This window comes from Pseudomonas triticicola, from assembly GCF_019145375.1.
In the GTDB taxonomy this organism is placed as follows: Bacteria; Pseudomonadota; Gammaproteobacteria; order Pseudomonadales; family Pseudomonadaceae; genus Aquipseudomonas; species Aquipseudomonas triticicola.
Genome location: NZ_JAHSTX010000001.1, coordinates 2420036 through 2446143, shown reverse-complemented (window position 1 = coordinate 2446143; position 26108 = coordinate 2420036). Strand labels below are relative to the sequence as shown.

At 60.9% G+C, this 26108-nt stretch carries 19 protein-coding genes and 1 tRNA gene; 13 read left to right on the top strand and 7 right to left on the bottom strand.

Annotation, left to right across the window (positions count from 1 at the left end; translation table 11 throughout):
• Positions 1–85: 85 nt before the first annotated feature.
• Positions 86–1711, top strand: a complete 1626-nt coding sequence (gene pvdP, locus KVG85_RS10965) for a pyoverdine maturation tyrosinase PvdP (RefSeq protein WP_217863858.1) — start codon at positions 86–88, stop codon at positions 1709–1711.
• 1597 nt (positions 1712–3308) lie between these two features.
• Here pvdP and KVG85_RS10960 read toward each other — a convergent pair.
• From KVG85_RS10960 to KVG85_RS10950, 3 genes are read right to left on the bottom strand one after another with little or no spacing between them, the layout of a single operon-like run.
• Positions 3309–4703, bottom strand: coding sequence for an efflux transporter outer membrane subunit (locus tag KVG85_RS10960; RefSeq protein WP_217863857.1), 1395 nt, complete (start codon positions 4701–4703; stop codon positions 3309–3311).
• A gap of 7 nt (positions 4704–4710) precedes the next feature.
• Positions 4711–6681 carry a MacB family efflux pump subunit gene (locus KVG85_RS10955; RefSeq protein ID WP_217863855.1) on the bottom strand — a complete coding sequence of 657 codons (1971 nt, stop codon included), beginning with the start codon at positions 6679–6681 and terminating at the stop codon, positions 4711–4713.
• Positions 6682–7845 carry an efflux RND transporter periplasmic adaptor subunit gene (locus tag KVG85_RS10950; RefSeq protein ID WP_217863854.1) on the bottom strand — a complete coding sequence of 388 codons (1164 nt, stop codon included), beginning with the start codon at positions 7843–7845 and terminating at the stop codon, positions 6682–6684.
• Between the two features lie 280 nt (positions 7846–8125).
• On the opposite strand from KVG85_RS10950, the gene KVG85_RS10945 reads away from it, so the two are divergent.
• The 10 genes from KVG85_RS10945 (at position 8126) to KVG85_RS10900 (ending at position 22681) form a co-directional block, all read left to right on the top strand.
• Complete coding sequence (locus tag KVG85_RS10945) at positions 8126–8608, top strand: sigma-70 family RNA polymerase sigma factor (RefSeq protein WP_264083042.1); 483 nt, start codon at positions 8126–8128, stop codon at positions 8606–8608.
• Between the two features lie 133 nt (positions 8609–8741).
• Positions 8742–10079 (top strand): lysine N(6)-hydroxylase/L-ornithine N(5)-oxygenase family protein, encoded by a 1338-nt coding sequence (locus tag KVG85_RS10940; RefSeq protein ID WP_110598717.1) that lies wholly within the window; start codon positions 8742–8744, stop codon positions 10077–10079.
• 675 nt (positions 10080–10754) lie between these two features.
• A complete protein-coding gene (gene mgtA / locus KVG85_RS10935; RefSeq protein WP_217863853.1) occupies positions 10755–13454 on the top strand; it encodes a magnesium-translocating P-type ATPase in 2700 nt (899 codons plus the stop codon).
• Positions 13455–13684: 230 nt separating this feature from the next.
• Entirely contained in the window at positions 13685–14119 is a 435-nt protein-coding gene (locus KVG85_RS10930) for a chemotaxis protein CheY (protein ID WP_212615775.1), read from the top strand.
• Between the two features lie 125 nt (positions 14120–14244).
• Entirely contained in the window at positions 14245–14877 is a 633-nt protein-coding gene (locus tag KVG85_RS10925) for a response regulator transcription factor (RefSeq protein ID WP_217863852.1), read from the top strand.
• A 10-nt stretch (positions 14878–14887) separates the two neighbouring features.
• Positions 14888–18091, top strand: a complete 3204-nt coding sequence (locus tag KVG85_RS10920; protein WP_217863850.1) for a transporter substrate-binding domain-containing protein — start codon at positions 14888–14890, stop codon at positions 18089–18091.
• Between the two features lie 157 nt (positions 18092–18248).
• Positions 18249–19115: a pirin family protein gene (locus KVG85_RS10915; RefSeq protein WP_217863849.1), complete on the top strand. Its 867-nt coding sequence runs from the start codon at positions 18249–18251 to the stop codon at positions 19113–19115.
• Positions 19116–19426: 311 nt separating this feature from the next.
• The gene (locus tag KVG85_RS10910; protein WP_217863848.1) at positions 19427–20869 is read left to right on the top strand and encodes a mechanosensitive ion channel family protein; all 1443 of its coding nucleotides are present in this window, start codon (positions 19427–19429) and stop codon (positions 20867–20869) included.
• 83 nt (positions 20870–20952) lie between these two features.
• Positions 20953–21747: an exodeoxyribonuclease III gene (gene xth / locus KVG85_RS10905; protein ID WP_217863847.1), complete on the top strand. Its 795-nt coding sequence runs from the start codon at positions 20953–20955 to the stop codon at positions 21745–21747.
• 100 nt (positions 21748–21847) lie between these two features.
• Positions 21848–22681: an arylamine N-acetyltransferase family protein gene (locus KVG85_RS10900; protein WP_217863846.1), complete on the top strand. Its 834-nt coding sequence runs from the start codon at positions 21848–21850 to the stop codon at positions 22679–22681.
• On the opposite strand, the gene KVG85_RS10895 is transcribed toward KVG85_RS10900, so the two are convergent.
• Both KVG85_RS10895 and KVG85_RS10890 read right to left on the bottom strand, forming a co-directional pair.
• Positions 22678–23013 (bottom strand): BrnA antitoxin family protein, encoded by a 336-nt coding sequence (locus KVG85_RS10895; RefSeq protein WP_016773914.1) that lies wholly within the window; start codon positions 23011–23013, stop codon positions 22678–22680. The genes KVG85_RS10900 and KVG85_RS10895 overlap by 4 nt on opposite strands.
• Before the next feature lie 3 nt (positions 23014–23016).
• Positions 23017–23301, bottom strand: a complete 285-nt coding sequence (locus KVG85_RS10890) for a BrnT family toxin (RefSeq protein WP_041478522.1) — start codon at positions 23299–23301, stop codon at positions 23017–23019.
• Positions 23302–23553: 252 nt separating this feature from the next.
• On the opposite strand from KVG85_RS10890, the gene KVG85_RS10885 reads away from it, so the two are divergent.
• Positions 23554–25077 carry a nucleobase:cation symporter-2 family protein gene (locus KVG85_RS10885; RefSeq protein ID WP_217863845.1) on the top strand — a complete coding sequence of 508 codons (1524 nt, stop codon included), beginning with the start codon at positions 23554–23556 and terminating at the stop codon, positions 25075–25077.
• Between the two features lie 113 nt (positions 25078–25190).
• Here the strand turns inward: KVG85_RS10885 and KVG85_RS10880 are convergent.
• Positions 25191–25266 (bottom strand) — tRNA-Asn (locus KVG85_RS10880).
• A gap of 219 nt (positions 25267–25485) precedes the next feature.
• On the opposite strand from KVG85_RS10880, the gene KVG85_RS10875 reads away from it, so the two are divergent.
• Positions 25486–25716: a hypothetical protein gene (locus tag KVG85_RS10875; protein WP_122700510.1), complete on the top strand. Its 231-nt coding sequence runs from the start codon at positions 25486–25488 to the stop codon at positions 25714–25716.
• On the opposite strand, the gene KVG85_RS10870 is transcribed toward KVG85_RS10875, so the two are convergent.
• Complete coding sequence (locus KVG85_RS10870; RefSeq protein ID WP_217863844.1) at positions 25713–25913, bottom strand: hypothetical protein; 201 nt, start codon at positions 25911–25913, stop codon at positions 25713–25715. The two genes, KVG85_RS10875 and KVG85_RS10870, sit on opposite strands and share 4 nt — an antisense overlap.
• Positions 25914–26108 lie beyond the last annotated feature (195 nt).

Here is a 26108-nt window from a genome sequence, read left to right as displayed (position 1 = left end):
ATGTTTGCCGGCGGCGTAAATTTCCCCGCCGAGCAAACGTTCTAGCTTGGATAAAGCCTGCTTCATGGCTGACACAGGTAGGGCAATGACGATCTCTCGACGCTGGTTCATGGCGGGCATGGCACTCACGGGCGCCGCGCTGCCTGCCGCTTTTTATGCACATCGTGAACTGACTCGCGAGGAGTTTCCGATCACCCCGGGCGAGGCCACGGTCGATCTGGCGGACACCGCCGGGCAACAGCTGGCGGACAATTTGCGTGGGGTCTGGGACATTCGCTTTACTGGTGCGGCAGCGGGGCTTGATGGTTTGCCGGCGCAAGGCCTGGAGCTGTTTCTCGACATCGCTCATCGTGGGCGCGGCTTGCGCGGTTATCTCGACACCGGGACCAATCTGCGTGCCGAAGGGCCTGTGCGTTATCAAGTGGTCGGTGATCTGGTGCCGGGCAACGGTGCCGAAATGTATTGGCGCCTGCTGCGCACCGATGCGCCGCTTGCGCCGCCGGTGTATGAATTCAAAGTCAAACTGGATGAAGTCTGGGCGGCGTTCGGCAATGCCGGCAGCGCCACGTTCACCGGGCAGGTACTGCGTCTGGATCGGCCGTTGGCGTTGCCCGAGCTGGACAATCAGTTCATCGCTATCAAGCGGCGTTTTCCCGAGGCCCGTGAACGCACCGGGCTTAATCCGCAACTGTTGGCCTGGCTGGTGGCGCCCGAGCATCGGTTGTTCCACCAGCTCTGGCACGCCACGCGCGACAAGTGGCACAAGCTCTCGGAGAAAAAACGCGAAGCGCTGCGCGGCATTGGCTGGCAGCCCGGACCGCGCAGCAACGAGCGTGATGCCCGTGGGCCGAGCAAGGATCGCAATGGCTCGGGCGTGGATTTTTTCTTTATGCATCGGCACATGCTCGGCATCGCCCGCTCGATGCAGGATCTACCTTCCTGGCCGGCGTTTCCGCAGCCGCAGCCTGAGCTGGAACGGGACCGCCAAGGCTTCGCGCGTTATTTCGACAACCACGACGGCAACTCACTGCCGCCGACCTGGCTGGCCGAGGGCGATGACGAGTACACCAAATGGGTCAGCGACATCAAAGCGGCGGAGACTTTCCAGAGCAATTTTCTGGTCTGGGAATCGCAGTATCGCGATCCGCGTTACTTGGCGAAATTGACCCTTGGCCAGTTCGGTTCGGAAGTCGAACTGGGCCTGCACGACTGGCTGCACATGCGCTGGGCCTCGGTGGCGCGTGACCCGTCCAATGACATTCCCGTGCCGATGGCGCGCGATCAGGCGGATTTCGCCGCGCGCTGGTATGCGCCGGAAAACGACTTTCTCGGTGATCCGTTTTCCTCCCATGTGAACCCGGTGTTCTGGCGTTTCCACGGCTGGATTGATGACCGCCTGGAAGACTGGTTCCGCGCCCATGAACGTTTTCATCCGGGCGAAGTGAGCCGTCTGGAAGTCAACGGCGTGCCATGGTTTGCACCGGGGCGCTGGGTGGAAGTCTCCGACCCCTGGCTCGGCCCCGACACCCACGGCTGCAGCACCGTGCCCGGCCTGCAAGTCGGGCGCTCCGTGGAGATGGATCCGGAAACCATGAAACTGGCGCTGCGTATCACCTTCGGCGACGAAGACAACATGACCGAACTGTTCCGCAAAGTGCCACAGCGCCCTTGGTATGCGCGGCACCTGAAGGTCAAGGGCCGACAGCTCTAGATTGGTTCAACACACACACACACACTCAGAATAGTTCGCAATCCCCTTGTGGGAGCGAGCCTGCTCGCGAATGCGGAGTGTCATCCAGATGCATCAGTGCCTGACACGACCCCTTCGCGAGCAGGCTCGCTCCCACATGGGGCCTTGTTCGTGGCGGAGATTTCGGTCCAAACCGAATTCCATTTGTGGGAGCGAGCTTGCTCGCGAATGCGGTGTGTCATTCAGATGCATCAGTGCCTGACAGGACCTCTTCGCGAGCAAGCTCGCTCCCACATGGGCCTTGTTTGTGGCGGAGATTTCGGTCCAAACCGAATTCCATTTGTGGGAGCGAGCCTGCTCGCGAATGCGGTGTGTCATTCAGATGCATCAGTGCCTGACACGACCTCTTCGCGAGCAGGCTCGCTCCCACATGGGCCTTGTTCGTGGCGGAGATTTCTGTCCAGACCGAATTCCATTTGTGGGAGCTAGCTTGCTTGCGAATGCGGTGTGTCATCCAGATGCATCAGTGCCTGACAGGACCCCTTCGCGAGCAAGCTCGCTCCCACATGGTGCCTTGTTCGTGCCGGAGATTTCGGTCCAAACCGAATTCCATTTGTGGGAGCGAGCTTGCTCGCGAATGCGGAGTGTCATCCAGATGCATCAGTGCCTGACAAGGCCTCTTCGCGAGCAAGCTCGCTCCCACATGGGCCTTGTTCGTGGCGGAGATTTCGGTCCAAACCGAATTCCATTTGTGGGAGCGAGCTTGCTCGCGAATGTGGGGTGTCATTCAGATGCATCAGTGCCTGACAGGACCTCTTCGCGAGCAAGCTCGCTCCCACATGGGGCCTTGGTCGTGGCGAAGATTTCCGTCCAAACCGAATTCCATTTGTGGGAGTTAGCCTGCTCGCGAATGCGGTGTGTCATTCAGATGCATCAGTGCCTGACACGACCTCTTCGCGAGCAGGCTCGCTCCCACATGGGCCTTGTTCGTGGCGGAGATTTCTGTCCAGACCGAATTCCATTTGTGGGAGCGAGCCTGCTCGCGAATGCGGTGTGTCATCCAACGCATCATCGGCTGACAAGGCCTATTCGCGAGCAGGCTCGCTCCCACATGGGCATTGGCCGTGGCGGAGATTTCGGTCCAAACCGAATTCCATTTGTGGGAGCGAGCTTGCTCGCGAATGCGGTGTGTCATTCAGATGCATCAGTGCCTGACGCGACCCCTTCGCGAGCAGGCTCGCTCCCACATGGGCATTGGTCGTGGCGGAGATTTCCGTCCAGACCGAATTCCATTTGTGGGAGCGAGCTTGCTCGCGAATGCGGTGTGGCATTCAGATGCATCAGTGCCTGACACGACCCCTTCGCGAGCAGGCTCGCTCCCACATGGGCATTGGTCGTGGCGGAGATTTCTGTCCAAACCGAATTCCATTTGTGGGAGCGAGCCTGCTCGCGAATGCGGAGTGTCATCCAGATGCATCAGTGCCTGACACGACCCCTTCGCGAGCAGGCTCGCTCCCACATGGTGCCTTGTTCGTGCCGGAGATTTCGGTCCAAACCGAATTCCATTTGTGGGAGCGAGCCTGCTCGCGAAGTCGTCAGTCCAGTCGACGCATCTCTGTCAGATCACTTCCCAGCCACCCCCCAACGCTTTGTACAAGGCAATGCTCGCCTGCAAGCGCGACAGGCGCAGCTGCACGTTGAGGTCTTGCGCCGCATACAGCGTGCGCTGGGTTTGCAGGACGGTGAGCAGGTCTTCGGCGCCGGCCTGGTAGCGGCTTTGGGCGATGTCGAAGGCGGTTTGTGCCTGGTTCAGTTCTTCGCTTTGCCATTGCCGCTGTTCGTCGAGGCCACGAATGCTGCTGAGGGCTTTTTCGACGTCGGCGAAGCCGTTGATGATTGCCCCGCGATAGGTCTCCAGCAGTTCATCCTGTCGGGCCTTGGCCTTGTCGCGTTCGGCGCTGAGGCGGCCATTGTTGAAGATCGGCGCGGTCAGGCCCGAGGACAGGTTGTAGAACGTCGTGCGCAGCAAATCGGCCGCCAGATCAGCGCCGCTGCCGAGACTGGCGGTCAGGGTAATTTTTGGCAGCATCGCGGCGCGGGCGACAGTGACATCAGCCTGGGCTGCGGCGAGCTTGGCCTCGGCGCTGGCAATGTCCGGACGCCGGCTGAGCAAGTCGCTCGGCACGCCGCTGGCGATGTCCGGCCAGTGCAGTTGCGCGAAGGATTGCGTGGGCAACGGTAACGTTTGCACTGGTTGGCCGAGCAGGGCGGCGAGGCTGATCAGTGCTTCGCGGGCCTGTTGTTGCACCAGCGGCAGGCGACGCTGTTGTTCGGCCACCAGGCTTTTCTGCTGGGCCAGTTCCAGCGCGGTGGCGCTGCCGGCGTCGAAGCGGGTCTGCACCAGATGCAGCACATTTTGCGCATTGGCCAGATTGAGTTCGGCAATGCGCGCCTGCTCACGCAAGGCCAGGGCCTGGGTGTAACTGTTGGCGACGCCGCTGAGCAAGGTCAGCTCGACGGTGGCGCGGTCGAACTCGCTGGCCTGCACGCCGAACACCGCACTGTCGCGGGCGGCACGCTTGCCGCCCCAGAAATCGATTTCGTAACTGGCGCTGAGCTCGGCATCGTAATAGTCCAGCGAGCGATTCTCGGGGCTGACATCCAGTTGGCTGTAGCCCTTGCCGTGGATCAGTTTCTGCCGGTTGGCATTCAAACCGGCCTTGAGCTCGGGCAGCAGCGGGGCGCCGGCGATGGTTGCGCTGGCCTCGGCCTGTCTGACCCGCGCCACGGCGGCGGCGAGGTCGTAGCTGCCCAGCCGCGCCTGTTCCACCAGCCGCTCCAGCTCGGGGCTGCCGAATCGCGTCCACCATTGCCGATTGCTCTGCAGCGCGCCGGTGGTGTCGGCGGACTGCCACGCGCTCGGTGGCTGCACGCCGCTGTCCAGGCGCGGCGCCGGGCTGCTGCAGGCCGCCAGCAACAGGCTGGCGGCGAGGAAGGTCAGTCGCACTTTCATAGGTCGATCATTCACTGGTAAGGGCCGTGACCGGGTCAAGCCGGGCAGCTTTGCGGGCCGGCATAAAGCCGAAGATGACGCCGGTGGCCAGCGCACAGGCAAACGCACCGATCACCGCCAGCCCTTGAAAGGCGATCGCCACGCCGCTGAGCAGCAACACGCCGCCGACCAGCAGCGCCAGGCCGATTCCGGCGATTCCGCCGACCACCGAGAGCATCAGCGCTTCAGTGAGAAACTGCCGCAGGATGTCGCGCTGACGGGCGCCGGTGGCCATGCGAATACCGATCTCGCGGGTACGTTCGCGCACGGTCATGAGCATGATGTTCATCACGCCGATACCGCCGACCAGCAGGGAAATCGCCGCAATCGCCCCCAGCATCAGCGACAGCGTGCCTTGCGTGCGCGCTTCGGCCTGGATCATCGCGGCATTGTTGGTCAGCTCGAAATCCTTCTTGCCGTGGTGCCGACGCAACATCGCCTGTTCGATGGCCTGTTCGGCGTCCTTGACCTTGCGCGCGTCCTTCGCGGCAATCACCACGTATTGCGGATTGCGGCTGCCGAACAGGCGCGTGCTCGCCGCCGAATAAGGCACGGCGATGCGGTTGTCGCTATCGGAGTCGCCGGAGCTGGCGCCTTTTTCCGCAAGCACGCCGAGGATCTGGAACGGCACGTTCTCGATGAGGATGTATTGACCGATGGGGTCGGCGACATCCTTGAGCAATTTGTCGCGGACCTTGGTGCCGATCACCGCGACGGCGGCGGCGCTGTCCTCGTCGGCCTGGGTGAAGTAACTGCCCTGGATCACCGGCCAGTTGAAAATCTGCGGAAAGTTGGTGTCATTGCCGCCGACGTAACTGCTGTGGTCGGCATTGCCAAAGCGCACCCCGGCGGTCGAGCCGTTGACCGGCATGATCCGTTCCACCTGGGGCAGGGCGGACAGTTCGGCAACGTCGTCGAGGGTGATGATGCCCTCCGGCGTGCGGGGGTTCGGCGCCGAGCCTCTGAGGTAAATGATGTTGGAGCCGAACGCACCCATTTGCGCCATGACCTGACGCTTGCTGCCTTCGCCGACGGCGAGCATGACCACCACCGAGGCCACGCCAATGACGATGCCCAGCAGGGTCAGCGCGGTGCGAAAGCGGTTGATCCACATCACTCGCCACGCCGCTTGTACAGCGTCCACCAGTTCACCTTTCCAGGCGCCGGTCTGGTTGCTGCCGCTGCTCAGGCGCTGGCGCAGGTCGACCGCTTGCAACGCCCCGGGATTGGCCGCAGGCGTCGCGCACGCGTGCTCGGCGCTGTCGCTGATGATCAGGCCGTCACGGATTTCGATGATGCGTTTGGCCCGTTGCGCCACTTCGCGGTCGTGGGTGATAAGGATCACCACATGGCCCTGATCGGCGAGTTCGTCGAGCAGGGTCATCACTTCAGCGCCGCTGTGGCTGTCGAGGGCGCCGGTCGGCTCGTCGGCGAGGATGATGTGGCCGCCGTTCATCAGCGCTCGGGCGATCGACACCCGCTGTTGCTGACCGCCGGAAAGCTGATGCGGACGGTTGCCGGTGCGAGTGCCGAGACCGAGACGTTCCAGCAGCGCGTGAGCTCGGGCATGCCGCTCGGCGGCCGGGGTGCCGGCATAGATCGCTGGCATCTCGACGTTTTCCTGGGCCGAGCCGGACGGGATCAGGTGATAGCCCTGAAAGACAAACCCGAAGGCTTCGCGGCGCAGCCAGGCCAGTTCATCGCTGTCCAGCTGCGCGACATTTTCCCCGGCGAACAGATACTCGCCGCTGGTGGGACGGTCGAGGCAACCGAGAATGTTCATCAGCGTCGATTTGCCCGAACCGGAGGCACCAACGATGGCGACGAATTCGCCGGCGTGGATCGACAGATCGATCCCGCGCAGCACTTCCACCAGCGGGCTGTCATCACCGCCATAGGCTTTGCGGATCTGCCGCAGGTCGATCAGGGGCGTGTGCATTCAGCCTCCATGACCAGTGGCCGGCGCGCTGAGAACATGCTCGCCCTCGGCCAGACCTTCGAGCACTTGGGTGCGCAGGCGATCGCTGATGCCGGTGCGTACTTCGCGCGCCTGAATATCACCGTTGGCGGCGACGATCTGCGCCCGCTGCCACTGCGGGCGCGAGCCCGGTTGCAGGGCGGCAGTCGGCACGGTCAGGGTGTCTTGCGCCTGTTGCGCGACGAAGAACACCTGTGCGGTCATGTCGGTCATCAGGCTGTTGTCGGCGTTATCGACGTCGAGCAGCACGGTGTACAGCACCACCCGTTCGCTGCCACTGCGACCACTGGTGGGACTGCCGCCCTGGTTCTGTTCAAGCGGGCGCGGCGGCACCGGCAGGATCTGCCGCACGGTGCTGCTCCAGCGCCGAGTGCCGCCGCTGAGGGTGGTGAAGTAGGCGCTCATGCCGGGTTTGACGTGCCCGATGTCGGCCTCTGAAACCTCGGCCCACACCGTCATCGGCGACAGCCGGGCGATGCGCAGGATCAGCGGGGTCTGTTGTTGCGCGTTGAGCGTCTGGCCTTCCCGCGCACCGACGGCGACCACGGTGCCGCTCATCGGCGCATAGATGCGCGTGTAACCGAGTTCGGCCTCGTCACTGCGCAGGCTGGCCTGGGCCTGACGGATCTGCGCCTGGAACATGTCGATGCGCGCCTGGGTCGCTCGGACCTCGGCGCGCGCGGTCTGCACGTCTTCTTCGCGGGTGGCGCCACCGGCGGCGAGTTTCTGCTGGCGCTGGTATTTCTGCTGCGCCAGATCGTGCTGGGCGCGTTGCTCCTGCAACTGCGCCTTGAGGTTTTCGATGGAAAAGCGCCCGGCATCGAGCTTGGCTTTCTGTGTCGACGGGTCGATCTCCACCAGCAACTGGCCTTCCTCGATCGTGTCACCGGCCTCGACGTGAATCTTCTGAATCTGACCCGAAGCCTGTGCGCCGACATCCACATAGCGGCGCGGCTGCAAGGTGCCGAGCGCCGTCACGCTGTTTTCGATATCGCCGCGGCTGACCTGCACAGTGGCAACGGCGTCGCGACCGGGTGGCAAGACTTGCCAGGCGGCAACGGCGATCAGGGGAATCAGACAGAGGGCGGCAAACAGCGCGCGACGGGCGGGGCGGGGACGATTCATGCAGGTTTCCGGCCAGTGGTTGCGGCCCGTCGCAAGGCACGACAGACACGGGGGCTGTCCTGTAAACGAGGCATGCGCCATGGAATTTAGCCGCAGACACATCGAGTTACCGCACGCCGGACCACGACTATTTGTCCGGGATATGGAATCAACTCTTTAAATCTATATGAGAATTACTATAAATTACGCATCTCAAGTTGCCACTATCTTGCTACTGCGTGATTCGCAGGTCTGATCAGTGCGCTCAAGGACAGAAACGGCATCGATGCGGTCGGGAGTCATGTTGGAAAACTACTATCGTGAGCTGGTGTGTTTCCTCAACGCCAGACTGGGCAACCGTCAGGTCGCCGAGGATGTGGTGCATGACGCCTATGTACGCGTGCTGGAGCGCTCCAGCGAAGTACCGATCGAACAACCCCGGGCCTTCCTTTATCGCACCGCTTTGAATCTGGTTATTGACGATCACCGCCGTAACGCGCTGCGTCAGGTCGAATCGCTGGACGTACTGGACAACGAAGAGCGCTATTTCACCCCGTCACCCCACGGCACCCTCGATCACGGCCAGCGCCTGGAAATGCTCCAGCGCGCATTGGCCGAATTGCCGCCGCTGTGCCGCGACAGTTTTCTGCTGCGCAAGATCGAAGGCCTGTCCCATCCGGAAATCGCCCAGACCCTCGGCATCTCCCGGGCGATGGTGGAAAAACACATCGTCAACGCCATGAAACATTGCCGTCTGCGCATCCAGCAATGGGATGGCCAGTGATCCGCGCCGGTTAAATTTCCTTTCATCGTCCTCGTTCCTACTCAACAGACAACCTGCTGACCTGATTCAGGCCGGTCAGGCCACCCAGGCTTTATTTCCCCGCGTTGAGGGGTTCATCCAGAGGACACTGGAAATGACACAGGCAATTGCATCGCCCATCGTTCACGACCTGATCGGCGTCGGTTTCGGCCCTTCGAACCTGGCACTGGCCATCGCTCTGCAGGAGCGCGGCCGGATCCAGGGCGAACTGGATGTGCTGTTCCTCGACAAGCAGGCCACTTACAGCTGGCACGGCAACACCTTGTCGACGCAGAGCGAGTTGCAGATTTCCTTCCTCAAGGACCTGGTGACCCTGCGCAATCCGACCAGCCCGTACTCGTTCGTCAACTACCTCAAGCACCACGGGCGTCTGGTCGATTTCATCAACCTCGGCACCTTTTATCCATGCCGCATGGAGTACAACGACTACCTGCGCTGGGTGGCCGGGCAGTTCACCGCGCAGAGCCGTTATGGCGAAGAAGTGCAGTTCATCGAACCGGTGTTGCACAACCAGCAGGTTGAAGCGTTGCGGGTGATTTCCCGGGGCAGCGACGGCCAGCAGTTCGTGCGCACCACGCGTTCGGTGGTGGTCAGCGCTGGCGGCACGCCGCGCATTCCAGAGGCGTTCAAGGCGCTGAAGGGCGATCATCGGGTGTTCCACCATTCGCAGTATCTGTCGCAAATGGCCAGACAGCCGTGCGTGAACAATCAACCGATGAGCATCGCCATCATCGGTGGCGGGCAGAGCGCGGCGGAAGCCTTCATCGATCTCAACGATTCATTCCCGTCGGTGCAGGTCGACATGATCCTGCGCGGCTCGGCCTTGAAACCTGCGGACGACAGCCCGTTCGTCAACGAAGTGTTCTCGCCGGAATTCACTGATCTGGTGTTCCAGCAGAACAGCGCCGAGCGCGAACGTCTGGTCAACGAGTACCACAACACCAACTATTCGGTGGTCGACATCGACCTGATCGAACGCATCTACGGCATCTTCTACCGGCAGAAGGTTTCCGGGATTGCCCGCCATGCGTTCCGCACCCTGACCACCGTCGAGAGCGCCACTGCCACGGCAAACGGTATCGAACTGGCCGTGCGCAACAACGCCACCGGGGAAGTCACGGTGCGAATCTATGACGCCGTGGTGCTGGCCACCGGTTACGAGCGGCAGATGCACCGCAAGTTGCTCGCGCCGCTGGAGGAATACCTCGGTGAGTTCGAGGTCGATCGCAACTACAAACTGATCACCGACGAGCGCTGCAAGGCCGGCATTTATATGCAGGGCTTCTGCCAGGCCAGCCATGGCCTGAGCGATACGCTGCTGTCGGTGCTGCCGATTCGCGCCGATGAAATCGCTGGCTCGCTGTACGAGCATGGCAAACAGCGCGGGCACAGCCGCTCGGTGGCGGAGCTGTTGTTGGCGACTGCCAGCTGAATCTGCATTGCCTGACATACCGCTTTCGCGAGCAGGCTCGCTCCCACAATGGTTCTGTGAACGCAGGACAAAATGTGGGAGCGAGCCTGCTCGCGAAGGGGCCATGGAAAGCCCCGCATATGATCGTTCCCACGCTCTGCGTGGGAATGCAGCCCGGGACGCTCCGCGTCCCTTTCAGAAGCCGAACGCGGAGCGTCCGATGAGGCGTTCCTACGCTGAGCGCAGGAACGATCGCGGGGAGATTCTGAACCCTTCCTGAACACCCCTCACATTCCCCGAAAACACCTCTTCCAGCCGTTTCGCTGCGGGCGTAAGCTGCGCGCGTTTTCATCAATTGCGGAGACCCACAGTGGGTACTTGTTCGAGTGACAGTTGTCGGCCGGTCTCGATCACCGGCAGATTCTCGGCAAGATAACGCGCAGTCTTTCCCTGCCGTTGTCTCGCCGTAACAGCGAGCAGCGGCATCTCGTGCACGGCCGGTTTTGGGTCGTGTCTCGACGTCCTTCTCATCGACGCTGAACCAGGCGTGATGGCGACCTCAGTCGTCATCGCAGCCTATCGACACGCCTGTCATACCCGACCGGCGTGCCACGCCTCGCCGTGCCGGTTTTCCCGGTGCCAGGGCGCGGCGGTACCTGCTCGACGGTTTCCCGGCTGACCACAGGGGACACAGCCATGAAACTCACGCTCAAGGAATTTTTCGCAGGCTTTCTGCGCAGCCGCCACATCGCCCGGCACTTCCGTCGTCTGGCGCTGCTGGATTCGATCAATGACACATCGGTCAGCCGTGAAGTGCCGCCGACGCTGGCCAGTACGCTAGTCGCTGCCGCCCATGAACACAGCGTTGCGTTGCTGTCATCGCTGGGCACGCACGGCGAGGGGCTTACCGAAGTTGAGGCCGATGCACAGCGCGCGCAACACGGCCTCAATGAAGTCGAACACGAGCAGCCGCTGCCGTGGTGGACCCATCTGTGGCACTGCTACAAAAACCCGTTCAACCTGCTGCTGACTCTGCTCGCGGTGATCTCCTGGCTGACCGAAGACCTCAAGGCTGCCGTGGTGATTTTCTCCATGGTGGTGCTGTCGACGCTGCTGCGCTTCTGGCAGGAGAGCAAATCCAATCAGGCCGCCGATGCGCTCAAAGCCATGGTCAGCAACACCGCCACGGTGCTGCGCCGGGATGCGCCACGGCAGGAACTGCCGATCAAGCAACTGGTGCCGGGCGATCTCATCGTGCTCTCGGCCGGTGACATGATTCCCGCCGATTGCCGCGTGCTCAGCGCCAAGGATCTGTTCGTCAGCCAGGCAGCAATGACCGGTGAATCGATGCCGGTGGAGAAGTTCACCCACCAGGCCGATCGCGACACGCGTAACCCGCTGGAGCTGGACAACATTCTGTTCATGGGCACCAACGTCGTTTCCGGCAGCGCGATTGCACTGATTCTCACCACCGGCAACAGCACCTACTTCGGTGCGCTGGCGCAACGCGTCGGCGCGACGGACCGCGCGGTGACCTCGTTCCAGCAGGGCGTCAACAAGGTCAGCTGGCTGCTGATCCGCTTCATGTTCGTCATGGCGCCGCTGGTGCTGTTCCTCAACGGTTTCACCAAGGGCGACTGGAGTGAAGCGCTGCTCTTCGCGCTGTCGATTGCCGTCGGCCTGACTCCGGAAATGCTGCCGATGATCGTCACTTCGACCCTGGCCAAAGGCGCCGTGTTTCTGTCGCGCAAAAAGGTCATCGTCAAACGCCTCGACGCGATCCAGAACTTCGGCGCCATGGACGTGCTGTGCACCGACAAGACCGGCACCCTGACTCAGGACAAGATATTTCTGGCGCGTAATGTCGACGTCTGGGGTGAGGATTCTGACGCTGTGCTGGAACTGGCCTACCTCAACAGCTACTACCAGACCGGCCTGAAAAACCTGCTGGATGTCGCCGTGCTCGAACACGTGGAAATCCACCGCGAGCTGAAGGTCGGCAGCGTGTTTCGCAAGGTCGATGAGATCCCCTTCGATTTCAATCGCCGGCGCATGTCGGTGGTGGTGGAGGGCCGCGGTCAGCCACATCAGTTGATCTGCAAAGGCGCGGTGGAAGAAGTGCTGGCGGTGTGCAGCCGGGTGCGTCACGGCGATGTCGATGAGGCGCTGAGCGACGAGCTGCTGGCGCGGATTCGCCAGGTCACCGGCGCTTTCAACGCCGAAGGTATGCGGGTGGTCGCGGTTGCGGCTCGCTCAATGCCAGCAGGGCGCGAGATTTACAGCCTGGCGGATGAGCAGGCGCTGACGTTGATCGGTTACGTGGCGTTCCTCGATCCGCCGAAGGAAAGCACCGCGCCCGCGCTCAAGGCCTTGGCCGAACATGGCGTGGCGGTGAAGGTGCTGACCGGTGACAACGAGCTGGTCACAGCAAAGATCTGCCGTGAGGTCGGCCTCGCCCAACAGGGTTTGCTGCTGGGCAATGACATTGAGCGCATGAGCGATGCCGAACTGGCCGTGGCGGTCGAGACGACCAACGTTTTCGCCAGACTCACGCCGTCGCACAAAGAGCGCATCGTCGGCATTCTCAAGGGCAACGGCCATGTGGTCGGGTTCATGGGCGACGGTATCAACGACGCGCCGGCGCTGCGCAGCGCCGACATCGGCATTTCCGTGGACAGCGCGGTGGACATCGCCAAGGAAGCGGCGGATATCATCCTGTTGGAAAAAAGCCTGATGGTGCTGGAGGAGGGCGTGCTCGAAGGGCGGCGCACCTTCGCCAACATGCTCAAGTACATCAAGATGACTGCCAGTTCCAACTTCGGCAATGTGTTCTCGGTGCTGGTTGCCAGCGCGTTCATCCCGTTCCTGCCGATGCTGCCGATGCACCTGTTGGTGCAGAACCTGCTCTACGATATTTCGCAGATCGCCATTCCGTTCGATAACGTCGACGACGAGATGCTGAAACAGCCGCAGCGCTGGCAGCCGGCTGACGTCGGGCGCTTCATGCTGTTCTTTGGCCCGATCAGCTCGATCTTCGACATCACCACGTTCGCCTTGATGTGGTACGTGTTCGACGCCAATACCCCGGATCACCAGACACTGTTCCAGTCCGGCTGGTTCGTGGTCGGTCTGCTGACCCAGACGCTGATCGTGCACATGATCCGCACGCCGAAGATTCCGTTCCTGCAAAGCCGCGCCGCCATGCCGCTGCTGGTCATGACCGGGGTCATCATGGCGGTCGGCATCTTCCTGCCGATGGGGCCGCTGGCGCATTACTTCAAATTGCAGGCGCTGCCGTCGCTGTATTTCGTGTTTCTGCCGGTGATTCTGCTGGCGTACATGGCCCTGACCCAAGCTGTTAAAGGCTTCTACATCCGCCGGTTCGGCTGGCAATAACCGCCATGGAATGCTTTCCCCTGTGGGAGCGAGCCTGCCCGCGAAGGCGTCGTGTCAGTCAATACATCTCTGACAGGTATAGCCCCTTCGCGAGCAGGCTCGCTCCCACAGGGGATATTGGTGCGTCAGGGCCGCCGGATGAATGACCGGATTTTTAGGAAAAGTCCTACAGAGCTATCCCCGGCGCTTGCGTAGTCTTGCCCTCCCCAAACCTCACCGGGAGAATGACCATGAGCAACAAAGCGTTGCGCATCCTGATCGCCGACCCGCAGCATTTTCATCGCATGAAAATCGAGCGCCTGTTCAATGCGCTCGGCTACTACCGCGTCGCCCCGGTGCAGACTCTCGGCGAATTGTTGACCCTGGTCGACTACGGCTGCGAGCCGTTTGATGTGCTGGTGATCAATTCCGAACTGGCGGCAGGCTCCCTCGATCTGCTGAGCTTTCTGCTCGATAACCCACAGGTCCGCCATGCTCTGATCTACAACGAACAATCAGCACCTTTGCAGGCACTTGCAGGTTTTGCTCAGGAAAGTGCGCAGATCAGTCCGACGCCACTGCCCAATCTACAACTCATCGGCCAGGTGATGGCGAGGGTCGAAGCTCACGGCGAGCGCCAGGCTGCGCCTGATTCACACGCGTCATTGCGCCATGCCAATGCATAAAAAACCATGCTGCACAACTGTCAGACCTGACAGGTGATTCTCTTGCTCATCCATGTAACAGTGCCGGCGCAGCCACCGACTCCGGAACAGACTGTTGCGGTGTCTTCGATTTTGCAGGAGTACCAATGAAGTCAGCGCTGATCGTCGATGATCATCCAGTCGTGCGCGCGGCCATTCGCATCGTCCTGCAGGCTCAAGGCTTCACGCAGATTCATGAAGCGTCCAATGGCAATGAAGTCGTGCCGCTGATTTGCACACATGATCCGCAGCTCGTCGTACTCGATCTCGGGCTGGGGTCCATGGATGGGCTGGAAGTGTTGACGCGGATTCAGATCAAGGCGCCGACGGCGCGCTGCCGAATCCTGGTGTTCAGCATGCATGAGCCCACGCATTATCAAGAGCGCTGTCTGCGTGCTGGCGCACGGGGTTACGTGACCAAGAGCAACCAACTGGCTCTGCTGCACGAAGCCATCAAGGCATTGATGTCCGGCCACACCTATTTCTCGGCTTTGCCCAATAACAGCGGCTTGTACAACGCCGTGCAACGCACTGAAAAGGAGCAGATCGCTCAGCTGTCCGATCGAGAGCTATGCATTTTCGTGAATCTGGCGCTGGGCAAACCGAACAAATCCATCGCCCAGGAGATGCACCTGAGTCACAAGACCGTCAGCACCTACAAGACCCGCATGATGGCGAAACTTGGCCTGGGTTCGCTGGTGCTCCTGCGTGAGTTCGCCAAGCGCAATCACTTGATCTGAGTACCTCGACATGACGCAGGGACTGCGGGTTTTAGGACTGTGGCTGGGGCTTGCCGCCTCGGTCTGGGCGAATGACCAACCGCAGACGCTGGAAGTGCTGGCCCGCCTCGAGCCGGGCAATGTCCAGGTCCGCCTCGATGATCGGGAACGCCAGTGGCTGCGTGAGCATCCAGTCTTGCGCATGGGCATCTCCGGCCCGGATTACCCGCCCTTCGAAATCACCCGCCAACAGCATGAGCTGGAAGGGCTGACCGCCGATTACGCCGATCTGCTGGCGCAACTGCTCGGCATCAGGATCGAAGTGCGGCGTTTCGCCGATCGGCCTGCACTGATGGCCGCACTCAAGCGCGCTGACGTTGATCTCTTGGGCACCTCGAACAGTTTCGAAGCGGTGGATCCGGCTTTTATTCTGTCGCGGCCGTATGCTGAAGATCAGCCGATGCTGGTCACGCGCCACGACGAGAAGCTGCCCGCCGACCTGACGACCAAACGCATCGCCATGGTCGAGGATTACCTGCCACTGGCCCATGTTCAGGCGTTCTACCCCGGCGCCCACGTGCAGCTTTATGCTTCGGCCATGGATGCACTCGGCGCGGTCGCCTTCGGTGCCGACGATGTGTATCTGGGCGACTTCATCAGCGCCAACTATCTGATCAACACCAATTATCGCAACGACCTGCAATTGGCCGGGCCGTCGGGGCTTGATGCCAATCCGTTCGCCTTTGCGTTGTTGCGCAGCGATGTGGTGCTCAAACGCATCGTCGACAAGGCCTTGCTGGCCGTGCCCATGGAGCGTCGCCATCTGATCGAACAGCGCTGGAGTGTCGGCCTCGCCGAGATGGCCGAACAGTCGGGGGTACAGCTCAGCGCCGCCGAGCAGCAGTGGCTGGATCAGCACCCGGTAGTGCGGGTGGGCGCGGTCGAAGACTTCGCGCCGTTGGCGTTTTTCGATGCCGACGGACGTTTCAACGGCCTGGCAGCGCAGTTGCTGAGCCTGATTGCACAGCGCAGCGGGCTGAATTTCGAGATCGTGCGTGGCACCTCGCTGAACGACCAGTTCGAACAACTTCAGGCCGGCGCACTCGATATTTTGCCAGTGGTGACGCCGAGCACCGAGCGGGAAGCGCAGCTGCAATTCACCCGCGCCTATCTGAACAATCCGTTCGTACTGGTCAGCGCGGCGAACGGGCAACATCCATTGCCGCTCGACGATCTGGCGGGCAAACGCCTGGCGATCTATCGGGGGCACCCATTGCGCGATTATTTGCTGCAACGGGTCCCCGGTCTGCGTCTGGTCGAGGTCAAAAGCCCCGCCGTAGGCATGGCGCTGATTGCCCGAGGACAGGTCGACGTGACGGTGAGCTCGTTGCTGGTGGCGCGTTTTCTGATTGCCCGGCAGTACCGCGACCGCCTGCGTATTACCGGCACCGTTGGCGATCAGCCGGCGCGCATTGCTTTGGCCACGGCGCCGCAATCGGCGTTGCTGCACTCGATCCTGAACAAGGCGTTGCTGAGCATCGCGCCGCAGCAAATGGATGAGCTGGTCGAGCGCTGGAGCCATGATGTAGTGGTAGAGGACAGCTATTGGTCGCGCCATCGCCGAGAGATTCTGCTTGGTTTTGCCGGCGCGGCGGTCTTGCTGGTGCTAGCGTTGATCGGGATCGGCTGGCAGCGCCGGCAGATCCATCAGCGTCAGCAATGGTTGCTGCAACTGCAACAGGCCAAGGACGCAGCGGAGCAGGCCAATCGGGCCAAAAGCACTTTTCTGGCGACCATGAGCCACGAGATCCGCACGCCGATGAACGCCTTGATCGGCATGCTCGAACTGGCGCTCAGGCGCGCGGAGGAGGGCGTGACCGATCGACTGGCGATTCAGGTGGCGTCGAATGCCGGCCAGCAATTATTGGCGTTGATTGGTGACATTCTCGATATCGCCCGTATCGAATCGGGGCATTTGTCCCTCGCTCCCGAACGGGCCAACCTGCGCAAGACGGTGTCTTCGGTGTGCCGTGTCTTCGAAGGGCTGGCGCGGCAGAAACGCTTGTTGTGGCGCATCGATCTTGATCCGCGCGCCGACGTCGATGTGCGGATCGATCCGACGCGCTTCAAGCAGGTGCTGTCGAACCTGTTGAGCAATGCGATCAAATTCACTGAGGTGGGCGAGGTGAGTTTGCGCTTGCAGGTTATCGCCATGACGGACGTTCAAGTGGACATGCTGGTGCGCATCGAAGACAGCGGCATCGGCATCAGTGCCGAGGATCAAAAGCGCCTGTTCAGCCCGTTCGTTCAAGCGAGCAATAGCCCTCAAGCGGCGCGTAGCGGTTCCGGTCTGGGGCTGGTGATCAGCCGTAATCTCTGCGAGATGATGGGCGGCACGCTCGGTCTCGATAGTGATCTCGGGCAAGGCACGCAAGTGGAAATGAATCTGTCCTTGCCTCTGCTGACCGCGATGCCGACCACACCGGTAACGCCCGAGGCGGCAGCCGCTACCTGTGTATTAAGTGTGTTGGTGGTAGACGATCACCCGGTCAACCGCCTGCTGATGTGCTGGCAATTGAGCGAACTGGGCCATCGCACGGTAGACGTGGGCGACGGAGAGCAGGGGCTGGACCGCTGGCGAACCCAGGCCTTCGATGTCGTCATCACCGACTGCAACATGCCGCGACGCAATGGCTATGAGCTGGCGCGCACCATTCGCGATGAAGAGGCCGCCAGCGGCCGCAGGCCCTGTCTTATCCTCGGTTTTACGGCCAATGCGCAGGTCGAAGAGCGCCTGCGCTGTCTGGATGCCGGCATGGACGGCTGCCTGTTCAAACCGATTCGCTTGCATGATCTGGCTGAAGCCCTGAAAGGCGCTCATCGTTGCGAGCGCCACGAAGATGAACCGCCAAGTGCCGAGCCCGTCGAGATTGATCTGAGTGCCCTGGAGCAGATGGCCGGTGCCGATCACTCGTTGATCGAGCGTTTGCGCAAGGAAGTCGGCAACAGCCTGCACGAGGATCTGCAGGCTTTGGATCAGACCGTCGGCGACCGCAACGGCCTGCGTGAGCTGGCCCATCGCATCAGGGGCGGCGCGCAAATGGTTGGGGCTGCGCGGGTTGTTGCGGCGTGTGCAGATCTGGACACGGCGTGCCGAGACAGTGACAGCGCTGTCATCGACCGCGCCATCGACAGGTTGCGCGAAGCCATGCACGGCCTCGCACGGTGCCTCTGAACCCATGCAGCCTCCTGTGAGAGCGAGCCTGCTCGAGAAATGCGCGCCGCTGCTCAATTGTTCTGCATATGGAACACTCAAGCCGATTTCCACCCTCTAGTCGAATATTCGATATGCCTTTAGGCTTAATCCAATGCATTTACCCGTTGGAGACCCCATGAAAAACATCATCGGCATTTACACCAGCCCGCGCGGCCATTGGGTCGGCGATGGTTTCCCGGTGCGCACGCTGTTTTCCTACGACAACCTGGGCAAGCACATCAGCCCGTTTCTGCTGCTCGATCACGCCGGTCCCGCCGAATTCACCCCGACCACTGAACAGCGTGGCGTCGGCCAGCACCCGCACCGTGGTTTCGAAACCGTGACCATCGTTTACGACGGCGAAGTGCAGCACCGCGATTCCACCGGCAGTGGCGGCACCATCGGCCCGGGTGATGTGCAGTGGATGACCGCAGCGTCCGGCATCCTCCATGAAGAATTCCACTCGGAAAACTTCGCCAGAACCGGCGGCAAGCTGGAAATGGTCCAGCTGTGGGTCAACCTGCCGGCCAAGGACAAAATGGCCGCGCCGGGTTACCAGACCATTCTCGACCGGAACATTCCGAGCATCGCGCTCAAGGACGACGCCGGCAGTCTGCGGCTGATCGCTGGCGAATTCGCCGGGCACACCGGACCTTCGCGGACTTTCACGCCCATTGACGTGTGGGATCTGCGCCTCAATGCCGGCAAGCTGCTGACGCTTGATCTGCACGAAGGACGCAACACCGCACTGGTGGTGTTGAAAGGTTCGGTGCAGGTCAATGGTGCGGAATCGGTTGGGGTAGGGCAGCTGGCGCTGTTCGAGCGCGACGGTGATCAACTCACCCTCCAGGCCAGCGAAGACGCGGTGGTATTGCTGCTCAGTGGCGAGCCGATCGACGAACCGATCGTCGGCCACGGCCCGTTCGTGATGAACACCGAGCAGGAAATCCATCAGGCCTTTGCCGACTTCCAGTCGGGGCGCTTTGGCCGGATGCACGCCTGACCCCGAGCTTTACGGCTAACCGAAACCACCTGTGGGAGCGAGCCTGCTCGCGAATGCTCTGTTTCAGTCCAAGAGGTAGCGACTGACAGGACGCCTTCGCGAGCAGGTTGTTCAGCGTCTGATCGTTCCCACGCTCTGCGTGGGAATGCATCCGGGGACGCTCCGCGTCCCACAGCCTCAAGATCGCAGCCTTCGTCAGCTCAGGGTTTTGCAGTGTTTGTAAGCCGGTGCTCATCCACCGAAATCATTTGCTCCTACACTGTGCCAATCTGTGCGATCTTCTCGCGATTGGCCTTTGTCGGAGTTGTTTGATGCTGTCTCTGCTGACCGAACACCCGTTGTTTTGCGCATTGATCCTGATCCTGCTCGATCTAGGCCTGTGGCGGCTGATCAGCTCTCGCGGCAGCGAATGGAAGCTGCTGGTGCGGGTACTGATTTTCGCCCTGTTCAGCATTGTGCTGTTCAACGAAGGTCTCAACCCGATGGAACCGGCACCGTGGGCCGACAACGTGCCGCTGCATCTGGCGGCGACCGGGTTGCAGATCGGTTGGTGGCTGTTTGGTGCGCGGACCCTGACGGTGCTGATCGGCGCGGTGATGATGCAACGGGTCGGCCATACCGGCCGGCTGTTGCAGGACTTGCTCGGCGCGGTGATTTTCCTCATCGCGATCATTGCGGCGCTGGCGTACGTGCTCGATCTGCCAGTCAAAGGTGTGCTGGCGACGTCCGGCGCGTTGGCGATCATCGTCGGTCTGGCCTTGCAGAGCACCTTGAGCGACGTGTTCTCCGGCATCGTCCTCAACACCACCAAGCCCTATCAACTCGATGACTGGATCTCCATCGACGGCACCGAGGGCCGCGTCACCGACATCGACTGGCGCGCCACGCGTCTGCAAACCAGCCAGGGCAGCATGGCCGTGATTCCCAACTCGCTGGCGGCGAAAGCCAAAATCATCAACTTCAGCCGACCGAGCAATATGTTCGGCGTTTCCGTCAGCGTGCCCGTCAGCCCTCATGCCCGGCCCAGCTCAGTGATCGAGGCGTTGGAGCGGGCAATGCAAGGCTGCCGGCAATTGCTCGACACACCGGCGCCCAGCGTGTCATTGAAGAGTTCTGCCAGCGGCGGCGCGGAGTACGAAATCAGTGGATTTGTCGCCTCGATGGGCGAGAAGCGCGTGGTGCGCAATCAGTTGTTCGACCTCGCTTACCGGCATTTGCAGGCGTCCGGGGTCAACCTGCTGTCCAGCAACGAGACCAGCGCCGCACCGCAGTTGTCGCGGCCACGGGCGCTGCTGGAAAGCTCACCGATCTTCTCGACTCTGCGTGAAGAAGAAAAAGACACCTTCAGCCAGAACATGACCCTGCAAACTTTCCGCGCCGGCGAAACGATTCTGGCGGGCGGCGAGGTCAGCGATCATTTGTTCATCATTGAGTCCGGCGTGGTTTCGGTGACGCTCAAGCGCCATGGTGCACCCCTGGAATCCGGGCGCATGGGGCCGGGTGAGGTGATCGGCGAGGCCGGGATTCTTTCCGACACCGCCTTGCCGGCGGATTTTTCCGCGAAGACTTTCTGCGCCCTGTATCGCATCGAGAAGTCCTACCTGAAGCCGTGCCTGGATGCGCGCCATGACATTCACGATGCGATGCAGGCATTGCTCGATTTCCGTCTGCACAAGGCACAGTCGCTGACCGAGGAAACGCCCGTGGTCGCGCCGAAAAGAGGCTTTCTGCAATGGCTGCGTAATCGCGTCTGAGCTGTCGTATTGTCATTCGATGCAACCTGCGCGGCGTTCTCAGGGTCACAATTTGCAATCCCACCGGGCAGGAGTTGCAGATGATGAAAAACCTGCGAATCGCCACCTTCAACGTCAACGGCATGCGCGCGCGGCTGCCGAATCTGCTGGAATGGCTCAAGCGCGAGCAGCCGGACATCGTCTGCCTGCAAGAGCTCAAATCAGTCGACAGCGCATTTCCCGCTGCCGAACTGGAGGCCGCCGGTTACGGCGCGATCTGGCAGGGCCAGGCGTCATGGAATGGCGTGGCGATTCTGGCGCGCGATGCGCAGCCGTTGGAGAGTCGGCGCGGTTTGCCCGGCGATCCCGATGACACGCACAGCCGCTATATCGAAGCGGCAGTGCACGGTGTGCTGGTCGGTTGCCTGTATCTGCCCAATGGCAACTTGCAGCCGGGGCCGAAATTCGATTACAAACTGGCCTGGTTCGAGCGTCTGATCAATTACGCCAAAGACCTGCAAAGCAGCGATCACCCGGTGGTGCTGGCTGGTGACTTCAATGTCGTGCCCACCGACATGGACATCTACAACACCCGTTCCTGGCTCAAGGACGCCTTGTTGCAACCTGAAAGCCGCGAGTGCTACCAGCGGCTGCTGGATCAGGGCTGGACCGATTCCCTGCGCCACGTGTATCCCGAAGAGCGCCTATACACCTTCTGGGATTACTTCCGTAACCATTGGCAAACCAATTCCGGCCTGCGCATCGACCATTTGCTGCTCAACCCGGCATTGAGCCCGTATCTGCATGACGCCGGTGTTGACGCCTGGGTGCGCAACGAACCGCACGCCAGTGACCATGCGCCGACGTGGATTCGCATCGCTTCGCGGAAAAAGCGCTGAACGGGCGATTGGCGAAATCAATTGTCGAAAGCCGTGCCTGATCCCGTATACAGGGCAACATCAACGCAGTGTTCTGCGGCCCATGCATAAGGATCGAGCAATGAGTGTGGCACGGCTGACCAATACCAATCTGTACCTGCAACGTCTGGGTTTCGATGCGCCGCCGCCACCGACACTGGATACGTTGCGCCAGTTGCAACTGCGCCATACCGCTCGGTTTGCTTTCGAAAATCTGGCGACGATCAGTGCAGAGCCGGTGTTGATCGACTTGGTCTCCATCGAAGACAAGGTGTTGCAGCAGGGGCGGGGCGGCTACTGCTATGAGCTCAATCATCTGTTTTATGCGCTGCTGCTTGAGTTGGGCTTCGACGCGCGGGCGATCAGCGGGCGCGTGGTGATGAATCAACCGGAAGGCAGCTGGACGGCGCGAACCCATCGTTTGAGTCTGGTGACCATCGACGGAGTGCGTTACATCACCGATGTCGGCTTCGGTGGCATGGTGCCCACCGCGCCGCTGTTGCTCGACAGCGAAGATGAGCAACCCACCCCGCACGAACCCTACCGCATCGACAAGCAAGCAGATGGCTACCTGCTGCGCGCCAAAGTCGCAGGCGAATGGCGGCCGATGTACCTGTTCGATTTGCAGCGCCAGGAAGACATCGATTACACCGTCGGCAACTGGTACGTCTCCACCCATCCCGAGTCACCCTTTTCGCAGCGCCTGATGGTCGCGCGCACCGGCGCTGGCTGGCGCAAGACCCTGAACAACGGCAGTTTTGCCATTCATCACATGGGCGCGGACAGTGAGCGGCGCGAGGTGGCGGACGTCGACGAGCTGATGGAGTTGCTGCGGCGCGAGTTCGACCTTCAGGTGCCTGATTCACCGCGTCTGCGACAAGCGCTGGCTCGGGTGATCGCGCCAGCCTCCATCTAAGGCTTTACATCAGGCTCCAATACGCGACGGATTTCGCCGATGGCCGCTGACAGCTTTCGCTCGAGACTCTTGAGATCGGTGGCGGTGATGCCTTTCTTGAATTGCCCCGTCAGACCTGAATCGTCAGCGCTTCCCTGCTGGCGTGGGCCATCAAGCAGAGCATGGCGCAGGGTGTTGTTGATCACAGTCTGGTAGCCAAAGCCCTCGGTTTCCGCGGCGGTACGCGCCGCTTCGATCACCGCGTCATCAAGCATGATAGTGATGCGGGTCTTGCCCTTGCTCGGCGCTACTGCGCCGCGTTTACCTGCGGAAAAGTCATATTCGTCTTTCATCGTTCAAGCCTCCTGAAAATATGCGCGCCGTTCGCTGGGTGTGGCGAGACGTGCGGAAATGATTCGAACAACATTGGCTTCGCGGTAGCTGTAAGCAACGGCAAGCACACGACCTTTGGCATCGAGGCCGAGGGTGATCCAGCGTTGTTCGTCATGGTCGTTGTCCTCAAGTGTCAGTGCGCGTTCGTCATGGAAAACCGGTTCGGCTTCGGCGAGGCTGATGCCTTTGTGCTTGAGTTTGTTGGCTGCGTTTTTGCTTTTGTCGTACTGAATCTTGAATGACTTCATTATGCATACTTTATATGTATAAAAAAGAGCGCGACCACACCGTCGGTCGCCATGAACACTTCAGCCTAGTGGGCACGAGCGCAGACGCAGCGGGGATGTGTTGCCGGATTTGTTGGAGCAAGAAGCGCAGGCTAGAAGGTTGGATGGCTACCTAACCATTATGTGACTGACAAGTTGTATACAACTCTATGGACATTTGTCCTGAGTATTGAATACAGTGTGCGCATAACAAAAACCAGGGAACCCCCCACCATGAAAACGCCCCATGTTTCACACCAACGGCCCGAGGACGAAAACCTCGGGGTCGGCGCGAATATGGCTTACGGCCTGCAACATGTTCTGACCATGTACGGCGGTATCGTTGCGGTGCCACTGATCATTGGCCAGGCGGCCGGTCTGTCGCCGGCGGACATTGGTCTGTTGATTGCTGCTTCATTGTTTGCGGGGGGGCTGGCGACGTTGCTGCAAACCCTGGGTCTACCGTTTTTTGGCTGTCAGCTGCCGCTGGTCCAGGGCGTATCGTTCTCCGGCGTGGCGACCATGGTTGCGATCGTCAGCAGCGGCGGGGAGGGCGGTTTCCAATCGGTGCTGGGTGCGGTGATTGCCGCCTCGTTGATCGGCTTGCTGATCACGCCGGTATTCTCACGCATCTCCAAGTTCTTTCCGCCGCTGGTCACCGGCATTGTGATCACGACCATCGGCCTGACGCTGATGCCGGTGGCCGCACGCTGGGCGATGGGCGGCAACAGCCACGCGCCGGACTTCGGCAGCATGCAGAACATCGGTCTGGCGGCGGTCACGCTGGTGCTGGTGTTGCTGCTGAGCAAGGTTGGCAGCGCGACCATTTCTCGGCTGTCGATTCTGCTGGCCATGGTCATCGGCACGGTGCTGGCGGTGTTCCTTGGCATGGCGGATTTCTCCAGTGTCACCACCGGTCCCATGTTCGGCTTCCCGACACCGTTCCACTTCGGCATGCCGACCTTCCATTTCGCCGCGATCCTGTCGATGTGCATTGTGGTCATGGTGACGCTGGTGGAAACCTCGGCGGACATCCTCGCCGTGGGCGAGATCATTGACACCAAGGTGGATTCCAAACGCTTGGGTAACGGCCTGCGTGCCGACATGCTGTCGAGCATGTTCGCGCCGATCTTCGGATCGTTCACGCAAAGTGCTTTCGCGCAAAACGTCGGCCTGGTGGCGGTGACCGGGATCAAGAGCCGTTTCGTGGTGGCCACCGGCGGTCTGTTCCTTGTCGTGCTTGGCCTGCTGCCGTTCATGGGTCGGGTGATTGCCGCCGTACCGACTTCGGTCCTTGGCGGCGCCGGGATCGTGCTGTTCGGTACCGTGGCTGCGAGCGGCATCCGCACCTTGTCGAAGGTGGACTACCGCAACAACGTCAACCTGATCATCGTGGCCACTTCGATCGGTTTCGGCATGATCCCGATCGCCGCGCCGAACTTTTACGATCACTTCCCGAGCTGGTTCGCGACGATTTTCCATTCGGGCATCAGTTCATCGGCAATCATGGCGATCCTGCTTAACCTGGCGTTCAACCACTTCACGACCGGAAACTCGGATCAACAGTCGGTATTCGCCGCCGCGGAAGAGCGCACCCTGCGTTATCGCGATCTGGCCGCGCTGCGTGAAGGCGATTACTTCAGCGACGGCAAGCTGCATGATTGCGATGGCAAGGAAGTGCCGGTGATCGAGCCGGATGACCACGACCATGGCCACGGCGCGCCTAAGGTTCAGGTGAAGAGCAGCGAACATGTCTGACCGCTGCGTCTGAAACAGAAAAGGCCGATCTGCCCAAGCAGATCGGCCTTTTGGCATTTTCCGAGCGTCCACAAAAAAGCCCCTGAATCTTGCGATTCAGGGGCTTTGCTATTTGGCTCCACAACCTGGACTCGAACCAGGGACCCAGTGATTAACAGTCACTTGCTCTACCAACTGAGCTATTGCGGAATTGGTGCGTATGTTACTGATTCAAAAAGAGAAGTCAAGCATCACCCGGCAACTTTTGCGATTCGTCGGGACGGACGGCATTTTGTCAGCGATTGGCGGTTACCAGAAAGGCCTCAGAGGTCTACCATGGCAGCCCGGAAGTGGTCACACGCGCTGCCGGCCATTCGCCGCATAGGTACGCGCCATGATTCAAATCACTCGTAACACCGAGGTGCTCGCATGAGCACTGCACAGATCAGCCTGCCCAAAGGGATCGGCCCGCACGCCGAAAAACTCTTCGATGCAATCGCCGGCGCCAGCACCGCCGAAGAATTGAACCGCGCTGGCGGCAAGGCCGAAGGTTTCGTGCTTGGTCTTGAAAGCAGCAAGGCCATCAAAAGCCAGGTCGCCGAATCGCTGTATGTGATTTACGACGATGCTGCCACTCAACGCTCGGCCGAGCTGGCTTAACTGCCGAAGGTAATCGTGCCGAGCATCAGCTTGGCATAGACCGCCGTCGCCGCCAGTTGCACCAGCCACAGGGCCAGGCCACCGAGGAATACCCCGGCGGCGACTTGCAGCACCAGGCTCTTTTCACGCTTGGCCGGAGCTCGCGGGATGAAATCATCCAGGTCGTCACGGTCGGCGCGCAGGTTGTCGTTTTTCATGTGGGTTCTCGCAAGGTTCCGGGTTCGGCTCATGTCCTGTGGGAGCGAGCCTGCTCGCGAAAGCGTCTTGTCAGCTGACATAACATCAACTGGTCGACCGCATTCGCGAGCAGGCTCGCTCCCACAGATTTGAATTGTGTGCAGTCTAGAGGTTGCAAGGCGTTTCCAGAGACAAATAAAAACGGGAAGCCCAAA

Excerpts from the sequence above, each read along its gene's own strand:
- KVG85_RS10915 (WP_217863849.1), top strand. The coding sequence starts at position 18,249 with ATGAAAAACATCATCGGCATTTACACCAGCCCGCGCGGCCATTGGGTC.
- KVG85_RS10910 (WP_217863848.1), top strand. The coding sequence starts at position 19,427 with ATGCTGTCTCTGCTGACCGAACACCCGTTGTTTTGCGCATTGATCCTG.
- KVG85_RS10920 (WP_217863850.1), top strand. The coding sequence starts at position 14,888 with ATGACGCAGGGACTGCGGGTTTTAGGACTGTGGCTGGGGCTTGCCGCC.
- mgtA (WP_217863853.1), top strand. The coding sequence starts at position 10,755 with ATGAAACTCACGCTCAAGGAATTTTTCGCAGGCTTTCTGCGCAGCCGC.
- KVG85_RS10885 (WP_217863845.1), top strand. The coding sequence starts at position 23,554 with ATGAAAACGCCCCATGTTTCACACCAACGGCCCGAGGACGAAAACCTC.
- KVG85_RS10950 (WP_217863854.1), bottom strand. The coding sequence starts at position 7,845 with ATGAATCGTCCCCGCCCCGCCCGTCGCGCGCTGTTTGCCGCCCTCTGT.
- KVG85_RS10875 (WP_122700510.1), top strand. The coding sequence starts at position 25,486 with ATGAGCACTGCACAGATCAGCCTGCCCAAAGGGATCGGCCCGCACGCC.
- KVG85_RS10940 (WP_110598717.1), top strand. The coding sequence starts at position 8,742 with ATGACACAGGCAATTGCATCGCCCATCGTTCACGACCTGATCGGCGTC.
- KVG85_RS10945 (WP_264083042.1), top strand. The coding sequence starts at position 8,126 with ATGTTGGAAAACTACTATCGTGAGCTGGTGTGTTTCCTCAACGCCAGA.
- KVG85_RS10955 (WP_217863855.1), bottom strand. The coding sequence starts at position 6,681 with ATGCACACGCCCCTGATCGACCTGCGGCAGATCCGCAAAGCCTATGGC.
- KVG85_RS10930 (WP_212615775.1), top strand. The coding sequence starts at position 13,685 with ATGAGCAACAAAGCGTTGCGCATCCTGATCGCCGACCCGCAGCATTTT.
- xth (WP_217863847.1), top strand. The coding sequence starts at position 20,953 with ATGAAAAACCTGCGAATCGCCACCTTCAACGTCAACGGCATGCGCGCG.
- KVG85_RS10960 (WP_217863857.1), bottom strand. The coding sequence starts at position 4,703 with ATGAAAGTGCGACTGACCTTCCTCGCCGCCAGCCTGTTGCTGGCGGCC.
- KVG85_RS10900 (WP_217863846.1), top strand. The coding sequence starts at position 21,848 with ATGAGTGTGGCACGGCTGACCAATACCAATCTGTACCTGCAACGTCTG.
- KVG85_RS10890 (WP_041478522.1), bottom strand. The coding sequence starts at position 23,301 with ATGAAGTCATTCAAGATTCAGTACGACAAAAGCAAAAACGCAGCCAAC.
- KVG85_RS10925 (WP_217863852.1), top strand. The coding sequence starts at position 14,245 with ATGAAGTCAGCGCTGATCGTCGATGATCATCCAGTCGTGCGCGCGGCC.
- KVG85_RS10870 (WP_217863844.1), bottom strand. The coding sequence starts at position 25,913 with ATGAAAAACGACAACCTGCGCGCCGACCGTGACGACCTGGATGATTTC.
- pvdP (WP_217863858.1), top strand. The coding sequence starts at position 86 with ATGACGATCTCTCGACGCTGGTTCATGGCGGGCATGGCACTCACGGGC.
- KVG85_RS10895 (WP_016773914.1), bottom strand. The coding sequence starts at position 23,013 with ATGAAAGACGAATATGACTTTTCCGCAGGTAAACGCGGCGCAGTAGCG.